This is a genomic window from Streptomyces sp. P9(2023) (assembly GCF_032436795.1).
Taxonomy (GTDB): domain Bacteria; phylum Actinomycetota; class Actinomycetes; order Streptomycetales; family Streptomycetaceae; genus Streptomyces.
Genome location: NZ_JAUPWM010000497.1, coordinates 1 through 269, shown reverse-complemented (window position 1 = coordinate 269; position 269 = coordinate 1). Strand labels below are relative to the sequence as shown.

Here is a 269-nt window from a genome sequence, read left to right as displayed (position 1 = left end):
AATTACCCTATGTTCACAACAAGCAAAGAAGAAGCACAAGGGTGGTTAGATGAAGGAACTATTGTGGTTGCTCGTACTATGCTACGTGGTCACAGCGGGGCTGGTATTGTCTTACATAGCGGAGATGACGAGTTAGTTGACGCCCCTCTCTACGTAAAATACGTAAAGAAGACACAAGAATATCGTGTTCATGTGGCCTTTGGTGAAATTCTAGACCAACAACGTAAGGCACGTCGTCAAGACACGCCTGATGAAGAAGTGAATTGGCA

1 protein-coding gene is annotated in these 269 nt (G+C 45.0%); it reads left to right on the top strand.

Annotation, left to right across the window (positions count from 1 at the left end):
• Positions 1–269, top strand: a 269-nt coding sequence (locus Q5762_RS38515; protein WP_315896968.1) for a hypothetical protein, incomplete at both ends; no start/stop codon positions are given.